Consider the following 16,899-nt stretch of genomic DNA (forward strand, 5'->3'; position numbering starts at 1 on the left):
TGAAGGCTTAAGTGTTTATAGATTAGTCTTTCGTCGCCATCGTAATAGTGTAAGTTTTCCCTTGTTTGACTTTTTCACTATTGCCAAACACTTCGGTAAATGAGCGTTTCATAAATTGGCGTAAACCATTAATGGTGACCACATAAAAACGCCCACCTTTACGCATGCGCGCATAGGCATCGAGAAAATATAGGTAATGCTGCTCTTTGCCTACTTTGGCTGGCAAGTTTGACATCACAAGGCTAAAGTCTTTATCTTTTGCTACATGATTAAAGCCGTTTGATAAATGTACATCGACATTTTTTAGACCGTTTTTCTCACAATTAAGGCGCGCATATTCCACCGCCATAAAGTCTTTATCAATCAAGGTATGCAGACCATTCGGACATTCACGCGCCGCCGTCATACCGAGCACGCCATAACCACAGCCCAAATCTATAGAATCATCATCCGCTTGAAAATCTACATAATCAAGCAGCATCAAGCTGCCATCATCGAGCTTTTGCGGTGAAAAAATGCCCCACGTGGTCGCAAAATCAAACGGCTTGCCCAACACATCTTGGCGAAAATTAATATCTTCACGCCAGTGTTCAGCGCTTTTTAACAGGTCAGCAGGTGGTCTATGGCTCATGGAATTCTCGGATTATTTAATAAATAGAAGGTTAATACATTATGGCAGGTATTGTAACGAGAAAAGGGCAGGTTTGCAGCATCCTATGGTGAGAATTGTAGCAAGGGTTGAAGAAAAGTAAGGTATACCTTCCGTCTCTTAATCAAAATAATACTTAGCATTGGTGCGCAAGGCGAACTCTACATATACTTTGTAGTGTAAGATTAGTTTATAACGATATAGCCTATGAGATCATTATGAATACGACAGAAAAAGGTGATAAGTTTGAAGACAAAGTGCTGACACTTCTCATGAAGGAAATAGAGGATTTTAATACTTTCATAAACCCTAAAAATCATATAAAAGTTTTTAAAAAGAAAAAGTATTTTTCAAGATTTAGGAAAAGCGATATAGAGTTTGATATTGCTATTGAGGTATATCAGGATGAAATAATTCCAAACTATTCGTTTCTAATACTGATTGAGTGTAAGGACTATAAAGGAGCAGTTGGTGTTGACCAAGTTAATAAGTTTTTACAAGATGTAAGAGATCTAAGTGAGGGTAATTTTAGCCATAGTTTGAAGCCTATAATGGCAATTAGCTCTAGCTTAGCAAAATCAGCATTTAATATAGCATCAGAGAGAAATGTAGGACTCATCAAAATAAACGAAAGCGATGGGCTGAAATGGGTATTAAATAGAAGCTTTAAAAAATATGGTATCAATCAAGCTCTTAGTTCAGAGGGCGTATTTGTGGATAGCGATCAACCAAACTACTATAATTCTAGTTGGTTCTTTTATTCTCATAATAAATGGTTTAGTAGTCTGAAGGAATACCTAAGATACATCACTGGACAGAAAGACGAAATTACTAAGTCTCAAGTAAAATATTTTTCTAAAGATACTTTGGAAGATATGGCTAAAGACATACTTATAAAAATTGCGTATTTAGACGGTGCTGTTTGCTTATCTGACTTACTATCTTACGAGGTATTAAGTAGCGTAAAGTTATATCAAAACGTTATTCCATCTGCACATGAGAAGAGTCTACTCGGCAAAGTTGATTTTAAAAGTAATGAAATTTTTATGTACAAAAAAGAAATTGATGACGAAAAAAGAGATAGGTTCACTCTTGCACATGAAATTTCACATATCCTACTAGGGCACAGTCAATATCTGGATAAAGATTCACTTGAAGAGAGCGACTTAGATAATCTAGAAATTTTAGACAACTCTATGGTTGCAAAGCTTGAATTTCAAGCAAATTACTTAGCAAGCTGTTTGTTGGTTCCTAATGACCAATTAGCAAAAGAATTCTCCAAGATATATTCTAATTCAGGATTAAAACGAAGAGGTGTGTTCTGGATCTATTTAGATAACCAGCCCGAAAACAAAATGATAGCGAATAATATTGTTAGTAAGCTAGCTCGTTACTTTGATGTTTCAAAAAGTGTTATTAGAATTAGATTAATAGGTTTTGGTTTACTTCATGACGAGAGATCGGAAATACTTTAACCTCTTAGATGATGCACTGCATGCAGCTTCTGTAATCTTGTCGTCGTTAATAAATCCCTATCCTTAAAAGTCTAAGCGCAACCGATACCGAAAAGCTTTTAATCCTATTTTCTCAAACTCTTCTTTAATAAATGATCAAATATAAACGGACCAAACGGTAAAAACGAGCCAAGCACACCTGCAGGCATTGCCCACAGTGGCATTTTTATCTTGCTGGTTGCAATCAACAGCATCAAAATATAGGCGATAAACAATGCCCCATGCGCCATACCGATACATTTCACTGCCTCAGGAATACCCATCATATATTTTAGTGGCATGGCGATACCAAGTAATAATAAAAAAGAAGTGCCTTCTAGGTAACCCATCATGGTCAGGTTTTTGAGTGCAGAATTTTGCCCTTTTGTTAGGGTAGGCAGAGTAGATGGCTGAGCTTGCAACACGTTTTATTCCTTTTACAATCATCAATAAATAGTCAGTTTTAACTTTAACCGCGCGGATGATGCTCGGCATGCAACTTCTGCAATCTCGCCGTCGCCACATGGGTATAAATCTGCGTGGTCGATAAATCACTATGCCCAAGTAATAATTGCACGCTACGCAAGTCTGCACCATGATTGAGCAAATGGGTGGCGAAAGCATGACGTAAGGTATGTGGCGATAGCTCTTTATCAATACTGGCGACTTTGGCGTATTTCTTCAATAGATACCAAAAGTTCTGCCGCGTCATATAACCACCTTGCGCGGTCAAAAACACTGCTTGGCAATTGCCTGATTTCAAATGCGCAATCAAATCACCACGAGCATGCGTTAAATAATCTTCCAGCGCATCTGCTGCATATTCGCCCAATGGTACCAGTCGAGTTTTATTCCCTTTACCCGTAATTTGTAGCCAACCAGAGTTTAGATTGACTTGCTCTAGCGATAGATTGATTAGCTCGCTAACCCGCAGACCACAGGCATAGAGCACCTCTAACATGGCTTTATCACGCAGACCGAGCGCCGTGCTGCTGTCAGGTGCGGCAAGTAGGTTATCGATATCCGCCTCGCTCAAATCCTTTGGCAATGGACGGCCCAATTTGGGACTTTTGATCCGCTCGCACGGATTGTCTTCACGTAAATTACTAGCAATCATCCATAGATAAAACTGACGCAAGCTTGAGAGCATCCGTGCTTGCGTACGCGGCGTTTTGCTTTCCTGAGTAAGGGTTGATAGACAGTGCAGTACGTCTTCAGGCTGCCATTTCGTCAGCGCAATAGGATTGGTCAGCTCGCAAGAGCGCAAGTCACGCACATAAGCATTACGCGTCCGCGTTGCAAGACCACGAGCGAGCATCGCTTGGCGAAATTCCGTGATATAAGCTGGTTCGTCATCAACCGCCAGCGCTTTTGGTTGGCGCTGTTGCACAGCACGGTCGCGGCTCATAAGACAGGACTCGGTGATTGAATGTTAAACACGTTCTAAGCACCATAACGAAGTGATTTCCGCACTGCGCGCGGCAAATAGAGGATCGGTATCATCTTGACTGCGACCATGCTTAGGTTTTGTATCAAGACGATATTTTACGGTTAAACCACTATCTGCAAACCAGCCTAATAATTCCTCACGAGTACGTAGCTGCAAATGCTCAGCCAAGTCCGACAGAATTAACCAGACTTCTCCTTGCTCGGCTAAATGAGTTTTCGCGCCTTGTAGAAACCCACGCAGCATTTTGCTATTGGCATCATAAACGGCATACTCTAAAGGCGAGCTTGGCTTAGCAGGCAACCAAGGTGGATTACAAACAATTAGATTGGCGAGTGGCGCATCAGTCGGATATAAATCCGCTTGCTGTAACTGTACGCTAGTTAACGCTAAACGTGTAAAGTTCTCTTTGGCGCAGGCTAAAGCACGTGGATTTAAGTCTGTGGCAATCACCTGTTTGACACCGCGCTGTGCCAAGATAATAGCCAGCAAGCCAGTGCCCGTACCGATATCATAGGCAACATCATGAACTTTTGGCAACGGTGCATCGAGCAATAGCTGCACATATTCATGACGGGTTGGCGCAAAGACGCCATAATGCGGGAAAATTGATAGGCCTAGACTTTCAATCGGTACGCCTTTTTCGCGCCACTGCGCTGCACCCAATACACCTTGTAGGTCACGAAACGATAGCACGCATGATTCATTCAGTTCTTTATCCAACTGACCAAAAGCTACTGTACAGGCGGCACTGACATCAGGGGCACGACGTAATTGGCTGACATAATTGGCATCAAGCTCTAATAGCAAGCGGCTTAATATGCGCGCACGCTGGGCTTGGATTTGGCGTTGTTGATGAAACAAGTTAGGTATTTCTTTAGGCGCAACCGATTTATCAGCCGCAGATTTATTTGCGGCTTTTTTAACCTTACGCAACTCAGAGCGCTCATTAGTGCGATCGATACGCCGACCAAGCGCTTGTAGCAATTGCCGCGCATTATGAAAGTCACCGCGCCATAGTAATGATGTGCCTTCGCAAGCTAAGCGGTAAGCATCATCCGCGGTTGTTTTGTCATCGACCAATACAATACGCGCAGGCGGCGCATGATTGCTTTCAGACAACCAAAGTGCTTGATGTAAGGTTTCGTTTCCGTCTTTGTTTTCGAGCCACTGCACATACTGCTTTTGGGTTGCTAACACGTTATCTACCTTTAATTTGTGAATGATATGTTTTGTACAAAGCAAAGATATCTTTGTGCTTTTCATGCTCTTAAATCATTAATGCGTTAGAGGTGATTAAATGCATTTAAGCATTCTTTTTCTTGACCAAATACCGATAAAGCGTGGCGCTGGTTGGCGCGTTATCATCGCCAGCGACTCTTATTTCATCCGGATCGATATTTAAATCCACATTTTCAGCAAGTGTCTCTTGATGGACAAGCGTATGCCCCAAATGACGGCAAAAATTAGGAATGTCGCGAGTTGTCGCCGGATCAGTGGCGAGTATTTCAATCACTTCACCAGCATCGGCTTTACGAATTGTTCGATGCAACATCATGACCGGCTCAGGACAAATGAGTCCTTGGGTATCTAAATGATGTTGAATAGTAGTATCAGATATTGAAGGTGTCATAGTCATGATTTTGAATCGATAAAGTATGGTTAAAGTTTTTTGCTATTCATTTGTTGCCGTACCATGTGTTCAGCTGCTTTACGCTTCTTTAACAACATCAGCTTCTTTGTCGGCTTCCAAAAAGTTAAAAAAGCGCTTAAAGCTCACTTTGAATAAAAATGCTACGCCAAGCCAGCAGGATAACCCCAACCAAGCAGTATCTGCAAATAATAGCCCGCCAAGCAATATGATCGTTGATACGCCAATAGTCATAGCAATCATCGATGGCTGATTTAAGCGATAACGATAAATCACCAATGCATCGTAAACGGTAATGGGAATCGTGAGCGCTACTAAAGCGTATGGCAAGTTATAGAAGAGTTGATAAAGCAGCTGATTGTCATGAAAGGTTTTGATACTGGCAATGGTGCCAAAAACCATAAAGGCGAAGATAGCAGCATAAATAAGATAAATTGCTAATTGGTTTGCTCGCTGAGCACCTTTGATACGAGCAATCGCGAGCGGCGCAAAGCCACGTTGCGACTTGTTTTGCAAGGATTGGTCTGAGACAGTGGTCATATTAATCAGTCATTTATTCGTTTAGATGATGGAGCAAAGAGGCGCGGTATGTTAGCAATGGATTTACCGCACTATTAATCCGCTTTAATGGCGTCGATGGCGATACTGCTACTGGGATCAGCAAAGTAAGTTGACATCAAGATACAGGCGGAGATATCATCAATCGGGTCGCGCTCGTTTTTAATCCAGCCGTTCTCCCACGCAATTTCGCGTGCTGCCACTGAAGTCAGGCGCTCATCGCAGAGGCTCACCACCACTGGTAGGTGCTGCTCCATAATTCTATGTGCCAAGCGGCGGGAAAATTTGTGCGCCCGCTTAGACAGCATCGAGCTACTACCATCCATATTAAGTGGCAACCCGACCACGACTTTTGCTACGCCCCAAACCTTGATAATGCCGAGCAAGTTATCCCAATCAGGCTGACCATTATTCATCGCCAAGATATCAAAAGCACGCGCAGTCTCGGTAATGGTATTACCTAACGCCATGCCCATCTTTTTGACCCCATAATCTAAGGCTAGGACAAGGTGTGGCTTAATAGCTGGTTCGGCATCTAGCGTATCTGTTATAAGCGTGCTATCTACCATCATAAGGGGTATGTCCTATTTCTGTATTCATTGAGCAAGTGATGCTGAGTATATAGTACTCAGTATATAATGCTAAGCATGGCCGATATCGCTGCTCAGATAGTCAAAATTCACGCCAATCTTATCGGCAGCTATTTGCCAACGCTCTTCAAATGGCGTATCAAACAATAAGTTGAGATCCGCAGGACAGACGAGCCAGTCGCCGTTATTAATTTCTTGGTCGAGCTGTTTTTTACCCCAGCTGGCATGACCTAAGCACAGCTGATAATGACCAACGCCTTGACCAGCAGCGATACGTTTAAGAATATCTTGACTGGTGGTGATACAGACGTTCTCTGATATCGCAAAAGAAGACGCCCATTCCGGCTGACCGGTATGCAGGACAAAGCCAATTTCTGGATACATAGGACCACCTTCTAACGCCACATCTTCCATCACTTGCGGATCAGTCACTTCAATATCTAAGTCTTCTAGCAGTTTGCCAACGCGCGACTGCTCCAATGGACGATTGACCATCAGACCAAGTGCACCGTTTTTATCATGGCGACAAATATAAATCAGCGCCTGCTCAAACCGTGGGTCTGACAGCTCTGGCGCGGCGATTAAGAAATGATGGGTCAAATTGGCTTTAGACATAGCAAAAAACGCAACCTAATATGAATGGTGAGACACCACTATATGGCGATACTGAGTAAAAAATCAACCAAAGCAAATGTTTAGTGGTGATTCGACGTTAATGCTTAACCGTAAAGTTTTATTTAACATCGCTCAATAAACTACGGGCATGGTCACGGGTGACGTCAGTAATAGTTACGCCGCCCGACATGCGTGCTAGCTCGTCGACTTGCGCGCTATCGGTTAAGATTAATAGCTCACTTTCGGTTTGCTCATCATGATGTTTTTGTACCAAGATATGCTGATGGGCTTGCGCCGCGACTTGCGCTTGGTGGGTAATAGCCAATAACTGCTGCGTCTGCCCAAGCGCACGCAGCAGCTCACCGACCACTTGCGCCGTGCCGCCACTAATACCCACATCGACTTCATCAAATACTAGCATGGGCTTGGCAGCATTATTATCGGCATTGGTCGCTTGCAATACTTGCATAACCAGTGCCATCCGTGACAGCTCACCGCCCGAAGCAATCTTATGCAGTGGCTGCATCGGCATACCGACGTTGGCGCTAAATAACAAATCAATATCATAGCAACCTTGCGCACTATACTGGCTAGATTCAGATTTTTTAGTAAAGACAAACTCGCAGCGCGCATTGGGTAAGGCAAGCGGCTGTAATTGCTTTATAAGTTGTTTGCTAACAGTCGGCGCGGCTTTTGAGCGTGCTTTATTTAACTGAGTTGCAAGCGCAAGATAGTCTTGCCATGCTTGCTCGATTTGTGCCGCCATAGCATCGCTACTGAGCTCGTTTTCTAACTGCTCTAGTTGTGCTTCCCAGCCTTTTGCTTCATCGATTAAGTCGCCTGCTGGCAAGCCATGCTTACGTGACAAGCGGTGCCCCAGACTTATTAGGCTGTCGAGTGTTTGCAAGCGCTCAGGATCAGGTAGCTGCTGCTCCGCATAATCCGATAGTAACCCTGTCACCTCAGTGATTTGCTGCTGCGCTAAATGCAGTTGTTCGGAGGCTTGCTCAAAGGTTTGACTGACGCTCATTTGGTTATCACAAAGCTTAATTGCTTGCCCAAGCAAGGTCATGACGTCAGGCTCATCAGTATCATTGTCGAGCAGATGCAAGCCATGGCTGGCCTCTTGCATTAAGGCTTCGATATTAGACAGCTCTTCGTGCTCTGCTTCAACTTCTGCATAATCTACAGCCAATAAAGGTGCAATGTCAGCAAGTTGACTTTGCAACAGTTGCATACGGTCTTGGCGCTGGGCTTCGCGACTTGCGATATCATCAGCCCGGCGTTTGAGCTGCTGATAAGCTTGATAGCTACTAGCCGTCTGTGCAGCCAGCGGCGTGATTTGCGCCATCTCGTCCAGCCATTGCACCACAAATTGTGGCTTCAGTAGCGCCTGCTGAGCATGTTGACTATGGATATTAACCAGTAAGGCACCGAGACTTTTTAGCTCAGCCAAACTGACTGGCGTGCCATTTAACCACGCTTTTGAGCGCCCTATATTACTGAGTTGACGGCGAATAAGGACTTCGGGTTCTTCTAGAGGTCGGTCGTTTTTAGCAAACCATTCCGCAACGACGTCATTATTTTCTACATCAAACTGCGCATAAATATCGGCGTACGCAGCCCCATGTCTGACCATCGCACTGTCGGCGCGCTCGCCTATACATAGAGATAACGCATCCAATAATAATGACTTGCCAGCCCCCGTCTCACCGGTGATGACATTGAAGCCTTCAGCCACACTCAGCTCATGCTGAGCAATCAATGCAAACTGATGTAAAGTTAATGATACTAGCATCAACGCCTCTCATGGCAGACAATGAAATTTATCAGTCATGCTGATCATTCATGTCTAAAATAGGTAAATAAGGGAATAAATGGCTCTGGTTAATGGTGCTAATGAGATAAAAAAGATTGGCAAATATTATGGTGGCAAAAGATAGTAAATACAAATTTTAAAGGTAATGAAAGTGAGCCGTTCATTTTATAATAAGCGAAACTTTCCTAGTTGCTGTAACAAACTTTATAGATATAATGTGGTAGCATAATCTCACATAATGATAAACTCTTACCACCAGATTTTCATACAATCTGTGCTACAAGATTTATCTAATAGGTAATGAGATGCAGCTTTATGACTGTCAAAGTCAGTGTTGCATGATCGTTTTAAGCAGCGCAAGACCAGTCTGACTCTATATTTAGCCGCTAATAACATCAAGCTAAATATAGAGTTAGTCGTTAAAAAGCGATAATTCAGCTGTCATTTAGGCAGTTCATTATTCTTTAGTTTTTCAATTTGGTTTTTTAGTTTGGCAATAATTATTTGATAAGGAAGCCACTATGACAGCGGCGCAATTTACCAATGTAACAGTCAATGCTCAAGCCACGATATCCTACGATGGTCGTTGCTCAAGCCATACCATTATGTTTGAGGACGGTCGCCATAAAACGTTAGGGGTTATTTTACCTTGCGATAATTTGGTCGAACACTATCACTTTAGCACCAATACCTCCGAACGCATCGAAATTATCAGCGGTGAGTGCGAGGTTAAAATAAATGGCGAAGAAGAATTCAGCTACTACCGTGCAGGACAATCGTTCGTGGTCGAAGGCAATAGTGGCTTTAACTTACGGACGGAAGAAATCGTACAGTATATCTGTCACTTAGAAGGCTGATACGCCTCAAGGTGTCGTTAGATGATTGATGACGCCAAAAAAGCCAATGATTCAAAAGAAATAAATCTTATAATAAGGTTTATTTCTTTTTTTTGGTGACATTATTTCTTTTAGCCGTTGATTAATTGCTACAATTATCGCTATATTTTTTTCTTTATCGCCGCGCGCGATATCCACTTTATAATCGGCAGGCCTATTATGGCAAAACCCAGCTATTTCTATGGTATTCACGCGATTGATGCCTTACTCGAACACCGTCCTCTCGATGGATTAAGCTTATTTGTCCAGCAAGGACGTGAGACTGACAGCCAAGTGCAAGAGATTATGGCGCAAGCACGTGATAATGGCATTAGTATCCAACCGACGCAAAAAGACAAGCTCACGCAACTGTGCGGCAGCCCGCAGCACCAAGGCGTGGTGCTTAATGCTCGTCCCTTAGGTTTCGCTGATGAAGGTTTACTAGATACTCTTGCAGAACGTGAGGATTGTTTGCTACTGGTACTAGACCAAATCACCGATGCGCATAACTTTGGTGCATGTTTACGTACTGCGGTGGCAATGGGCGTTGATGCGGTTATTTGTCCAAAACACCATGCGGCAAGTCTAACGCCAACTGTTGCTAAGGTATCGGTAGGGGCAGCAGAGATGATGCCTATCGTCAGTGTGACCAATCTAGCACGTACGTTAACCAAGATTAAAAACGCTGGTGTGTTTGTCTTTGGTACGGCTTTAAATGCAGATGCCAAACCGATACATGCGGCCGATTTGACGGGCAAAACTGCTATTATTATGGGGTCAGAGGGCGAGGGTATGCGTCGCCTGACAACAGAAAGCTGTGATGAGCTGGTTTATATTCCGATGTCAGGAAACGAGCATGGTAACTTACAAAGTTTAAATGTCAGTGTTGCTACCGGTATGGCGTTATACGAGATTAATCGACAGCGAACTTTAGCTGCTGGGCAAGCGTAAGGTAGTCTTGGTGTAAGGGCTCAAGCTGGACATATAGCGCCGCAAGATCGCTGTCGTTGAGTACCACATCATCTGCATGACGATTACGCTCTTCGCGGCTCAGCTGATTGACCATAATGGCTTTAATCTTCTGCACGCTTTGCTCGTCACGCTGACTGGCACGCGCAAGTTGGGTGTCCTCAGTGGCATCCATGACCAAAATACGGTGGCATAAATTGGCCAGCCCCGCTTCTGCGGCTTCAATGAGCAGGGGTGCTGATAGCACCACGTATGGTGACGTACTGGCTGCTAGTTGCAGTTTTGCGGCTTCACGTATCGCTGGATGGGTGATGGCCTCAAGCTCAATCAAGGCTTCAGGATGGGTAAAGACATGGGTGCGCACGGCGGCACGATCCATTTCACCATCGGCTTTTAACACCCAATCACCAAATTTTCTTTTGATTTTGCGTAAAGTGGCGCTACCCTTAGCGACCACTTCATGAGCAATCACATCAGCATCAATAATATCAATCCCTTGCTGGGCAAACCACTCACTCGCAGCCGACTTGCCACTGCCGATACCACCCGTCAAACCAACGACTAACGTCTTGCTTTTGGCTTGATGAGGTTGGGGTTGATAGGAATAAGATGAAGATGAAGCATAGTTTGACATAGTGATGACTTATTTAACTGATAGAAGAGGAATAACCGTAATAGACCAATGACATATTCTAGCAGGTTAAAGACCCTCTTTTGAGAAATTGCTGGTCTACTTGCATGAGTATATAAGGTTAAGTATACATCCCTAGGTACCAATTGACGATGTCTGAGCCGTATAGTAAAGCGATGATACCAGCGATAGCGATGTAGGGACCAAAGGCAAAAGGACGACTTTCCCCTTGTTTTTTCATCAGAATAAGTCCAACGATTGAACCAAGCAGTGATGACAGTAGAATAATTAACGGCAACATCATAGGGCCAAGCCAAGCACCTAATACTGCCAGCAATTTAAAGTCGCCTTGCCCCATGCCATGTTTCTTAGTGATGAGATAAAATACTTTTACTACGATCCACAAGGATAAAAACCCGAGTAATAGTCCCCAAATGGACTGAGTGGGTGACACAAACCAGCCTTGCGAGTTTACGGCTAATCCTAATCCTGCTAATGGAAAAGTGAAGCGATCAGGTAGTAGCTGCGTATCAAAATCGATACCCGTTAATGCAACCAGTGTCCACACTAGAATCAGTGCAGATAATCCAGCTGCGCTGACGCCAAACTGATAGATGACCGCTATAGATAGCAGGGCTGTCACTAGCTCAACGAGAGGGTAACGTAGTCCGATAGGGGCGTTACAGTTCGAGCAGCGTCCACGTAACGCAAGCCAACTTATTAAAGGGATATTCTCATACCATTTTATTTTATGGGCACAATGAGGACAGCGTGAGGCAGGTTTGCTTAATGTGATAGGGGTATCAGTGGCGACAATATTCGCTAGTGGTAGCGTGTGTTCACGCAGCATGTCTGTTTGCTCAGCCATAAACTGGCTACACTCTTGTCGCCAAGCCGCCACCATCATAAGCGGCGTACGATGAATGACGACATTTAGAAAACTGCCGACACAAAGACCGAGTAGACCAAATACGACTAAAGAAAGTGCCATGTTTTCTTGTAATAACTGTATAAATTGCATCAAGTCGTTGTCCTTGCAGTGGCTTTTAGCCTACCACTGAGCCCATTTGGAAGATTGGTAAGTACATGGCAATCACTAAGCCACCGACTAGTACGCCTAGCACTGCCATAATCAATGGTTCCATTAAGCTGGTCAAACCATCAACGGCGTTATCGACTTCATTTTCGTAATAGACAGCGACCTTATCAAGCATCTCTTCTAAGCTACCCGACTCTTCACCAATACCGACCATTTGAATCGCCATACTTGGGAATAGATTGGTTGAACGTATTGAAAACTGCAATTGCTGACCGGTTGAGACATCATTTTTGATTTGCTGAATGGCATTATAAAATACCACGTTATTTGCTGCCCCAGCAGTAGAGTCTAAGGCGTCAATAAGTGGTACACCAGCAGCAAAAGTGGTTGATAGCGTGCGCGCAAAACGGGCGATAACAGCTTGATAAGCAATATTGCCAAATATTGGCGCTTTTAAAACTGCACGGTCTAAGAAATCACGAAATTTCTTCGAGCGCTTTTTGGCTTCTGAAAAACCAATGATGGCACCACCAATAACAACAATTAAAATAAACCACCATGCCTGCATCCATTCAGACATACCTACTACCATTTGAGTAAAAGCGGGTAACTCGGCACCGAAAGAGCTGAACAAATCAGCAAATACGGGAACGACTTTAACTAATAGGATAATAGTAACGATAATAGCCACGACAACAACCGCAATCGGATATTTCATCGCCTTTTTAATTTTGGCTTTTAAAAGCTCGCTTTTCTCTTTATAGGTCGCAACACGTTCTAGCATGGTCTCAAGTGCGCCTGATTGCTCGCCAGAATCGACGAGTGAACAAAAGAGATCATCGAAGTAACGAGGATGCTTGCGCAATGCCGAAGCAAAAGTACCGCCTGCTTCAATATCGGCTTTTATTTGCAAGACCAAGTCCTTCATACTCGGATTATCCAATGAATCGGCAACAATCTCAAAAGACTGGGTCAGTGGCACACCTGCTTTCATCATGGTTGCTAATTGACGCGCAAAAATAGCAATATCAATTGGTTTGATAGACTTTTTAAAAGTATAGAGTGGCTTTGGTTTTTTCTTGATACCTTTAACGGTGATGCCTTGTTTGCGTAGAGTAGCTTTTGCCAGCTCCAAGCTGCGGCTGGTGGTTTCGCCCTTTATTTTTTGTCCACGCCGGTTTACCCCATCATAGACAAAGTCTAACAGCATGTCGGTTTTAGCTTTTGCCATGTTACTACCCTCAAAAATTGTCTAATAGAGATATTACAAAGCTATAAAAGATACCTGATGCGCACTTTAAAAGTGGCATACTTTATTTTATCGTAAAAAGCCAGTATATATCTGTTTTATATTTAAGTACATCTGTTAGGTAATATTGCTGGTTTACAAAAACTCATGCTTGAAATTACAAATAATAGCGCTTTTATTTTTGACGATAGTTATTCAGAGGTCACGCGCATCATCTCTTGAATACTGGTCACCCCTTGTAACACTTTTAAAATGCCAGAGCGACGTAAGTCTCTAAAGCCATTTTTTAGCGCCGCATCTTTAATATCTATCGCATTGCCATCTTCCATGATAATGCGTGAGATGTCAGGACTGACTTTCATCACTTCATAAATACCGACACGCCCTTTATAACCTTCACGGCATTCATTACAGCCAACAGGTTCATAGATGATATTATCTGGATTGTCTAAGTCAGCATCGTTAAAGCCTAGTTCAAGCAAGCTTTGGCGGGGGATATTAATGGGCTTTTTACAGTTTTTACATAAACGGCGTGCCAACCGCTGGGCAATCACCAAGTTTACTGACGTTGCGATGTTGAATGAGGCAACACCCATATTGCGTAAGCGCGTTAAGGTCTCGGGCGCGGAGTTCGTATGCAGAGTCGAGAGAACCATATGTCCCGTTTGTGCCGCTTTAATCGCAATTTCGGCGGTTTCAAGGTCACGAATCTCACCGACCATGACGATATCAGGATCTTGACGTAAGAATGATTTAAGGGCATTGGCAAAGGTTAAACCCACCTTCGGGTTGACGTTGACCTGATTGATACCTTCAAGGTTAATCTCGACTGGATCTTCGGCAGTCGAAATATTGGTTTCGCCAGTATTTAGAATATTAATACCAGTATAGAGAGAGACAGTTTTACCAGAGCCAGTGGGACCGGTAATAAGAAGCATGCCTTGTGGCTTATGTAAGGCTTCTAAAAACATCTCTTTTTGGTCAGGCTCATAACCCAATGCTTCAATACCAAGCATGGCTGATGAGGGATCCAAGATACGCAAAACAAGCTTTTCGCCAAATAAAGTAGGTAAAGAGTTTACTCGGAAGTCGATGGCTTTATCTTTAGAGATTTTAAGCTTAATACGACCATCTTGCGGTATACGGCGCTCGGATATGTCCATTTGTGACATTACTTTTAAACGTGCCGCGATTTTACTGGCAAGCTGTACCGGCGGGTTAGCCATTTTTTGCATGACGCCATCAACACGGAAGCGTACCCGAAAGGTTTTCTCGTATGGCTCAAAATGTAAGTCTGATGCGCCCATACGAATAGCATCAACCAGCATTTTATTGACAAACTTTACAACCGGTGCTTCATCGACGCCGTCGCTAAGCTTGGTTTCACCTTCTTCTTCATCATTTTCATTAAAGCCTACATTTAAATCACTATCAGAAAAACTATCAAAATTCTGCATAGTATCAGCGTAAAGGTTTTCAATACGCTTTTTTAGCTTATCTTCTTCAACGACAACGGTTTCAATGGACAGGCGTGAGTTAAAGGCAATGGCGTCGATGGCATCAATACGTGTCGGATCACTCAGCGCAACAAACAAGCGCTGTCCGCGCTTAAAGAGCGGTAACGCATTAAACTTACGGACAATTTTTTCATCGACCAAGTCTTTTGGTATGACGTCTGAGCTTAGCGCATCGAGATCGAACAAAGGGTCACCAAAAGCTTGTGACAACATCTGTGCCACTTGATAAGGGTTAGCTAGCTTATGCTCGACTAAATAAGGCACCAGCCCTATTTGTTGTTGTTGTGACTCCGTTTGCGCAGTTTTCATATGCGCTTCGCTCACAATACCTTCGCTAATCAATTGCTGCGCTAAGCCGCCGTATTTGCTGGCTGTAATAGACATTAAGACCTCTCTTTGCTTGATACCAAATAGGCTGTATTTTTTAGACTGAATTTTATCGAAACCACATCACTCTATATCTATATGACTAAGAGCCAACGAGCGACAATGACTTATATAACTTTTAATAAGCTAGTGCCAATCATTTATGTCCAGCTTGTTACAGGCAATCATACAGATGATTGATTGTCTTGGTTTTATTTTTTTATGGATAGAGTTGCATCGGAATTTAGTAGTATTAAACGACTTTATATAGGGTATGGGATTGTTAGTCTATAAGAAATAGCCACTTAGAAAAACATAATATAAAAGTCGGCAAAATATCAGTTCCAATTCTGCCTCCACTATACTATAGCACTTGGGAAATATTTGTTATACTTGCGCGCATATGAGCCATATTGGCAGCAATAGATAAGACAAGGTAGATGAGTATGCAAGCGTGGATAATTGGAAATTGGAAGCAGAATCCAGCAACGAGCCAGGACGTCGATGCGCTACTAGATGACTTATTAACTACCGTTAGCACGAAAGCGCATGCTGATATCGATGGCTGTCAATTGATGGTTGCACCAAGCTTTATTCATTTAACGGCTGTCAGTAAGCGTCTAAAAGGCAGCTCGGTGTTGTGCGCTGCCCAAGATATTGGTGCTCATAGTGCAGGCACAGGAGCTTATACAGGGGATTGTTCAGCGCAGCAAGTTGCTGATGCTGGCGCAACATGGACCATACTGGGGCACTCTGAGCGCCGCCAGTACCATCAAGAATCTCATGACTGCTTATTGCAAAAAATGACTCATGCGCTCACGCAAAATTTAGGCGTGATATTTTGTATTGGCGAAACCCAAGCGCAGTATGATGCGAAAAAAACGCTTACAGTCATTGATGCTCAATTAGCCGTTATTAAGGACTCACTTGCGCAAAACCCCGAACTTATTGCAGGTTTATCAGAGCGTTTAATCGTCGCTTATGAGCCAGTTTGGGCGATTGGTACTGGCAAAGTACCAACCGTGGCAGAGGTGAGTGCGACGCATCAACATATTAAGCAAACGCTTGCTAGCTTTAATGATGCATTAGAAAACATGACTGTTTTATATGGTGGTAGCGTCAATGCCGAAAACGCCGATAGCTTTGCCGCCGATAGCATGATTGATGGCGCATTGGTTGGCGGCGCATCATTAAAAGCAGAAAGCTTTTTGGCCATTGCTCAGGCCTTTAACCGCGCTACGGCTTAATAAAATCAAATAAAACAGCCGTTTAATAAATACCAAATGGCTACTTTATTCAAAAAATGTCTTTAGCAGTTGGTAAAAGTGGCTTTAACAGTGCCCTTGCAATCGTGTACAATGCGCCTTATTTATATAATCGCTTTGTTTATATAACTGGTTTGGCGTTATTAACGCTATTAGATGTCAATCG

General features: G+C 43.3%; 17 protein-coding genes. 4 read left to right on the top strand and 13 right to left on the bottom strand.

The window, feature by feature from the left end:
* Window positions 1–22 precede the first annotated feature (22 nt).
* Window positions 23–631: a class I SAM-dependent methyltransferase gene (locus tag FQ084_RS09090; RefSeq protein ID WP_149490328.1), complete on the bottom strand. Its 609-nt coding sequence runs from the start codon at window positions 629–631 to the stop codon at window positions 23–25.
* A gap of 236 nt (window positions 632–867) precedes the next feature.
* On the opposite strand from FQ084_RS09090, the gene FQ084_RS09095 reads away from it, so the two are divergent.
* Window positions 868–2,124: an ImmA/IrrE family metallo-endopeptidase gene (locus FQ084_RS09095; RefSeq protein WP_149490329.1), complete on the top strand. Its 1,257-nt coding sequence runs from the start codon at window positions 868–870 to the stop codon at window positions 2,122–2,124.
* Window positions 2,125–2,228: 104 nt separating this feature from the next.
* On the opposite strand, the gene FQ084_RS09100 is transcribed toward FQ084_RS09095, so the two are convergent.
* The 8 genes from FQ084_RS09100 to recN form a co-directional block, all read right to left on the bottom strand.
* Window positions 2,229–2,567: a DUF3817 domain-containing protein gene (locus FQ084_RS09100; RefSeq protein WP_149490330.1), complete on the bottom strand. Its 339-nt coding sequence runs from the start codon at window positions 2,565–2,567 to the stop codon at window positions 2,229–2,231.
* 44 nt (window positions 2,568–2,611) lie between these two features.
* Window positions 2,612–3,550, bottom strand: a complete 939-nt coding sequence (gene xerD, locus FQ084_RS09105) for a site-specific tyrosine recombinase XerD (protein WP_149490331.1) — start codon at window positions 3,548–3,550, stop codon at window positions 2,612–2,614.
* 24 nt (window positions 3,551–3,574) lie between these two features.
* Window positions 3,575–4,789, bottom strand: coding sequence for a methyltransferase (locus FQ084_RS09110; protein ID WP_149490332.1), 1,215 nt, complete (start codon window positions 4,787–4,789; stop codon window positions 3,575–3,577).
* A gap of 106 nt (window positions 4,790–4,895) precedes the next feature.
* Window positions 4,896–5,222 (bottom strand): sulfurtransferase TusA, encoded by a 327-nt coding sequence (gene tusA, locus FQ084_RS09115; protein ID WP_149490695.1) that lies wholly within the window; start codon window positions 5,220–5,222, stop codon window positions 4,896–4,898.
* Window positions 5,223–5,300: 78 nt separating this feature from the next.
* Window positions 5,301–5,780: a hypothetical protein gene (locus FQ084_RS09120; RefSeq protein WP_149490333.1), complete on the bottom strand. Its 480-nt coding sequence runs from the start codon at window positions 5,778–5,780 to the stop codon at window positions 5,301–5,303.
* A gap of 74 nt (window positions 5,781–5,854) precedes the next feature.
* Window positions 5,855–6,367, bottom strand: a complete 513-nt coding sequence (gene ruvX / locus FQ084_RS09125; RefSeq protein ID WP_149490696.1) for a Holliday junction resolvase RuvX — start codon at window positions 6,365–6,367, stop codon at window positions 5,855–5,857.
* A gap of 72 nt (window positions 6,368–6,439) precedes the next feature.
* The gene (locus tag FQ084_RS09130) at window positions 6,440–7,003 is read right to left on the bottom strand and encodes a YqgE/AlgH family protein (RefSeq protein ID WP_149490334.1); all 564 of its coding nucleotides are present in this window, start codon (window positions 7,001–7,003) and stop codon (window positions 6,440–6,442) included.
* 118 nt (window positions 7,004–7,121) lie between these two features.
* On the bottom strand, window positions 7,122–8,801 hold the full coding sequence (recN, locus tag FQ084_RS09135) for a DNA repair protein RecN (protein WP_149490335.1): 1,680 nt from the start codon (window positions 8,799–8,801) through the stop codon (window positions 7,122–7,124).
* A 542-nt stretch (window positions 8,802–9,343) separates the two neighbouring features.
* Between recN and FQ084_RS09140 the strand changes: the two genes are divergently transcribed.
* Both FQ084_RS09140 and rlmB read left to right on the top strand, forming a co-directional pair.
* On the top strand, window positions 9,344–9,679 hold the full coding sequence (locus FQ084_RS09140) for a pyrimidine/purine nucleoside phosphorylase (protein ID WP_068407914.1): 336 nt from the start codon (window positions 9,344–9,346) through the stop codon (window positions 9,677–9,679).
* A 198-nt stretch (window positions 9,680–9,877) separates the two neighbouring features.
* Window positions 9,878–10,648: a 23S rRNA (guanosine(2251)-2'-O)-methyltransferase RlmB gene (gene rlmB / locus FQ084_RS09145; protein WP_149490336.1), complete on the top strand. Its 771-nt coding sequence runs from the start codon at window positions 9,878–9,880 to the stop codon at window positions 10,646–10,648.
* Here rlmB and coaE read toward each other — a convergent pair.
* The 4 genes from coaE to pilB form a co-directional block, all read right to left on the bottom strand.
* Complete coding sequence (gene coaE, locus FQ084_RS09150; RefSeq protein ID WP_149490337.1) at window positions 10,611–11,300, bottom strand: dephospho-CoA kinase; 690 nt, start codon at window positions 11,298–11,300, stop codon at window positions 10,611–10,613. The genes rlmB and coaE overlap by 38 nt on opposite strands.
* A 118-nt stretch (window positions 11,301–11,418) precedes the next feature.
* On the bottom strand, window positions 11,419–12,318 hold the full coding sequence (locus FQ084_RS09155) for a prepilin peptidase (protein WP_149490697.1): 900 nt from the start codon (window positions 12,316–12,318) through the stop codon (window positions 11,419–11,421).
* Between the two features lie 25 nt (window positions 12,319–12,343).
* Complete coding sequence (locus tag FQ084_RS09160; protein WP_149490338.1) at window positions 12,344–13,567, bottom strand: type II secretion system F family protein; 1,224 nt, start codon at window positions 13,565–13,567, stop codon at window positions 12,344–12,346.
* 209 nt (window positions 13,568–13,776) lie between these two features.
* Window positions 13,777–15,486, bottom strand: a complete 1,710-nt coding sequence (gene pilB, locus FQ084_RS09165) for a type IV-A pilus assembly ATPase PilB (protein WP_149490339.1) — start codon at window positions 15,484–15,486, stop codon at window positions 13,777–13,779.
* A 428-nt stretch (window positions 15,487–15,914) separates the two neighbouring features.
* Here pilB and tpiA point away from each other — a divergent pair, with 428 nt between their 5' ends.
* A complete protein-coding gene (tpiA, locus tag FQ084_RS09170; RefSeq protein WP_149490698.1) occupies window positions 15,915–16,715 on the top strand; it encodes a triose-phosphate isomerase in 801 nt (266 codons plus the stop codon).
* Window positions 16,716–16,899: the final 184 nt, after the last annotated feature.

It is taken from the genome of Psychrobacter sp. ANT_WB68 (assembly GCF_008369115.1).
Taxonomy (GTDB): domain Bacteria; phylum Pseudomonadota; class Gammaproteobacteria; order Pseudomonadales; family Moraxellaceae; genus Psychrobacter.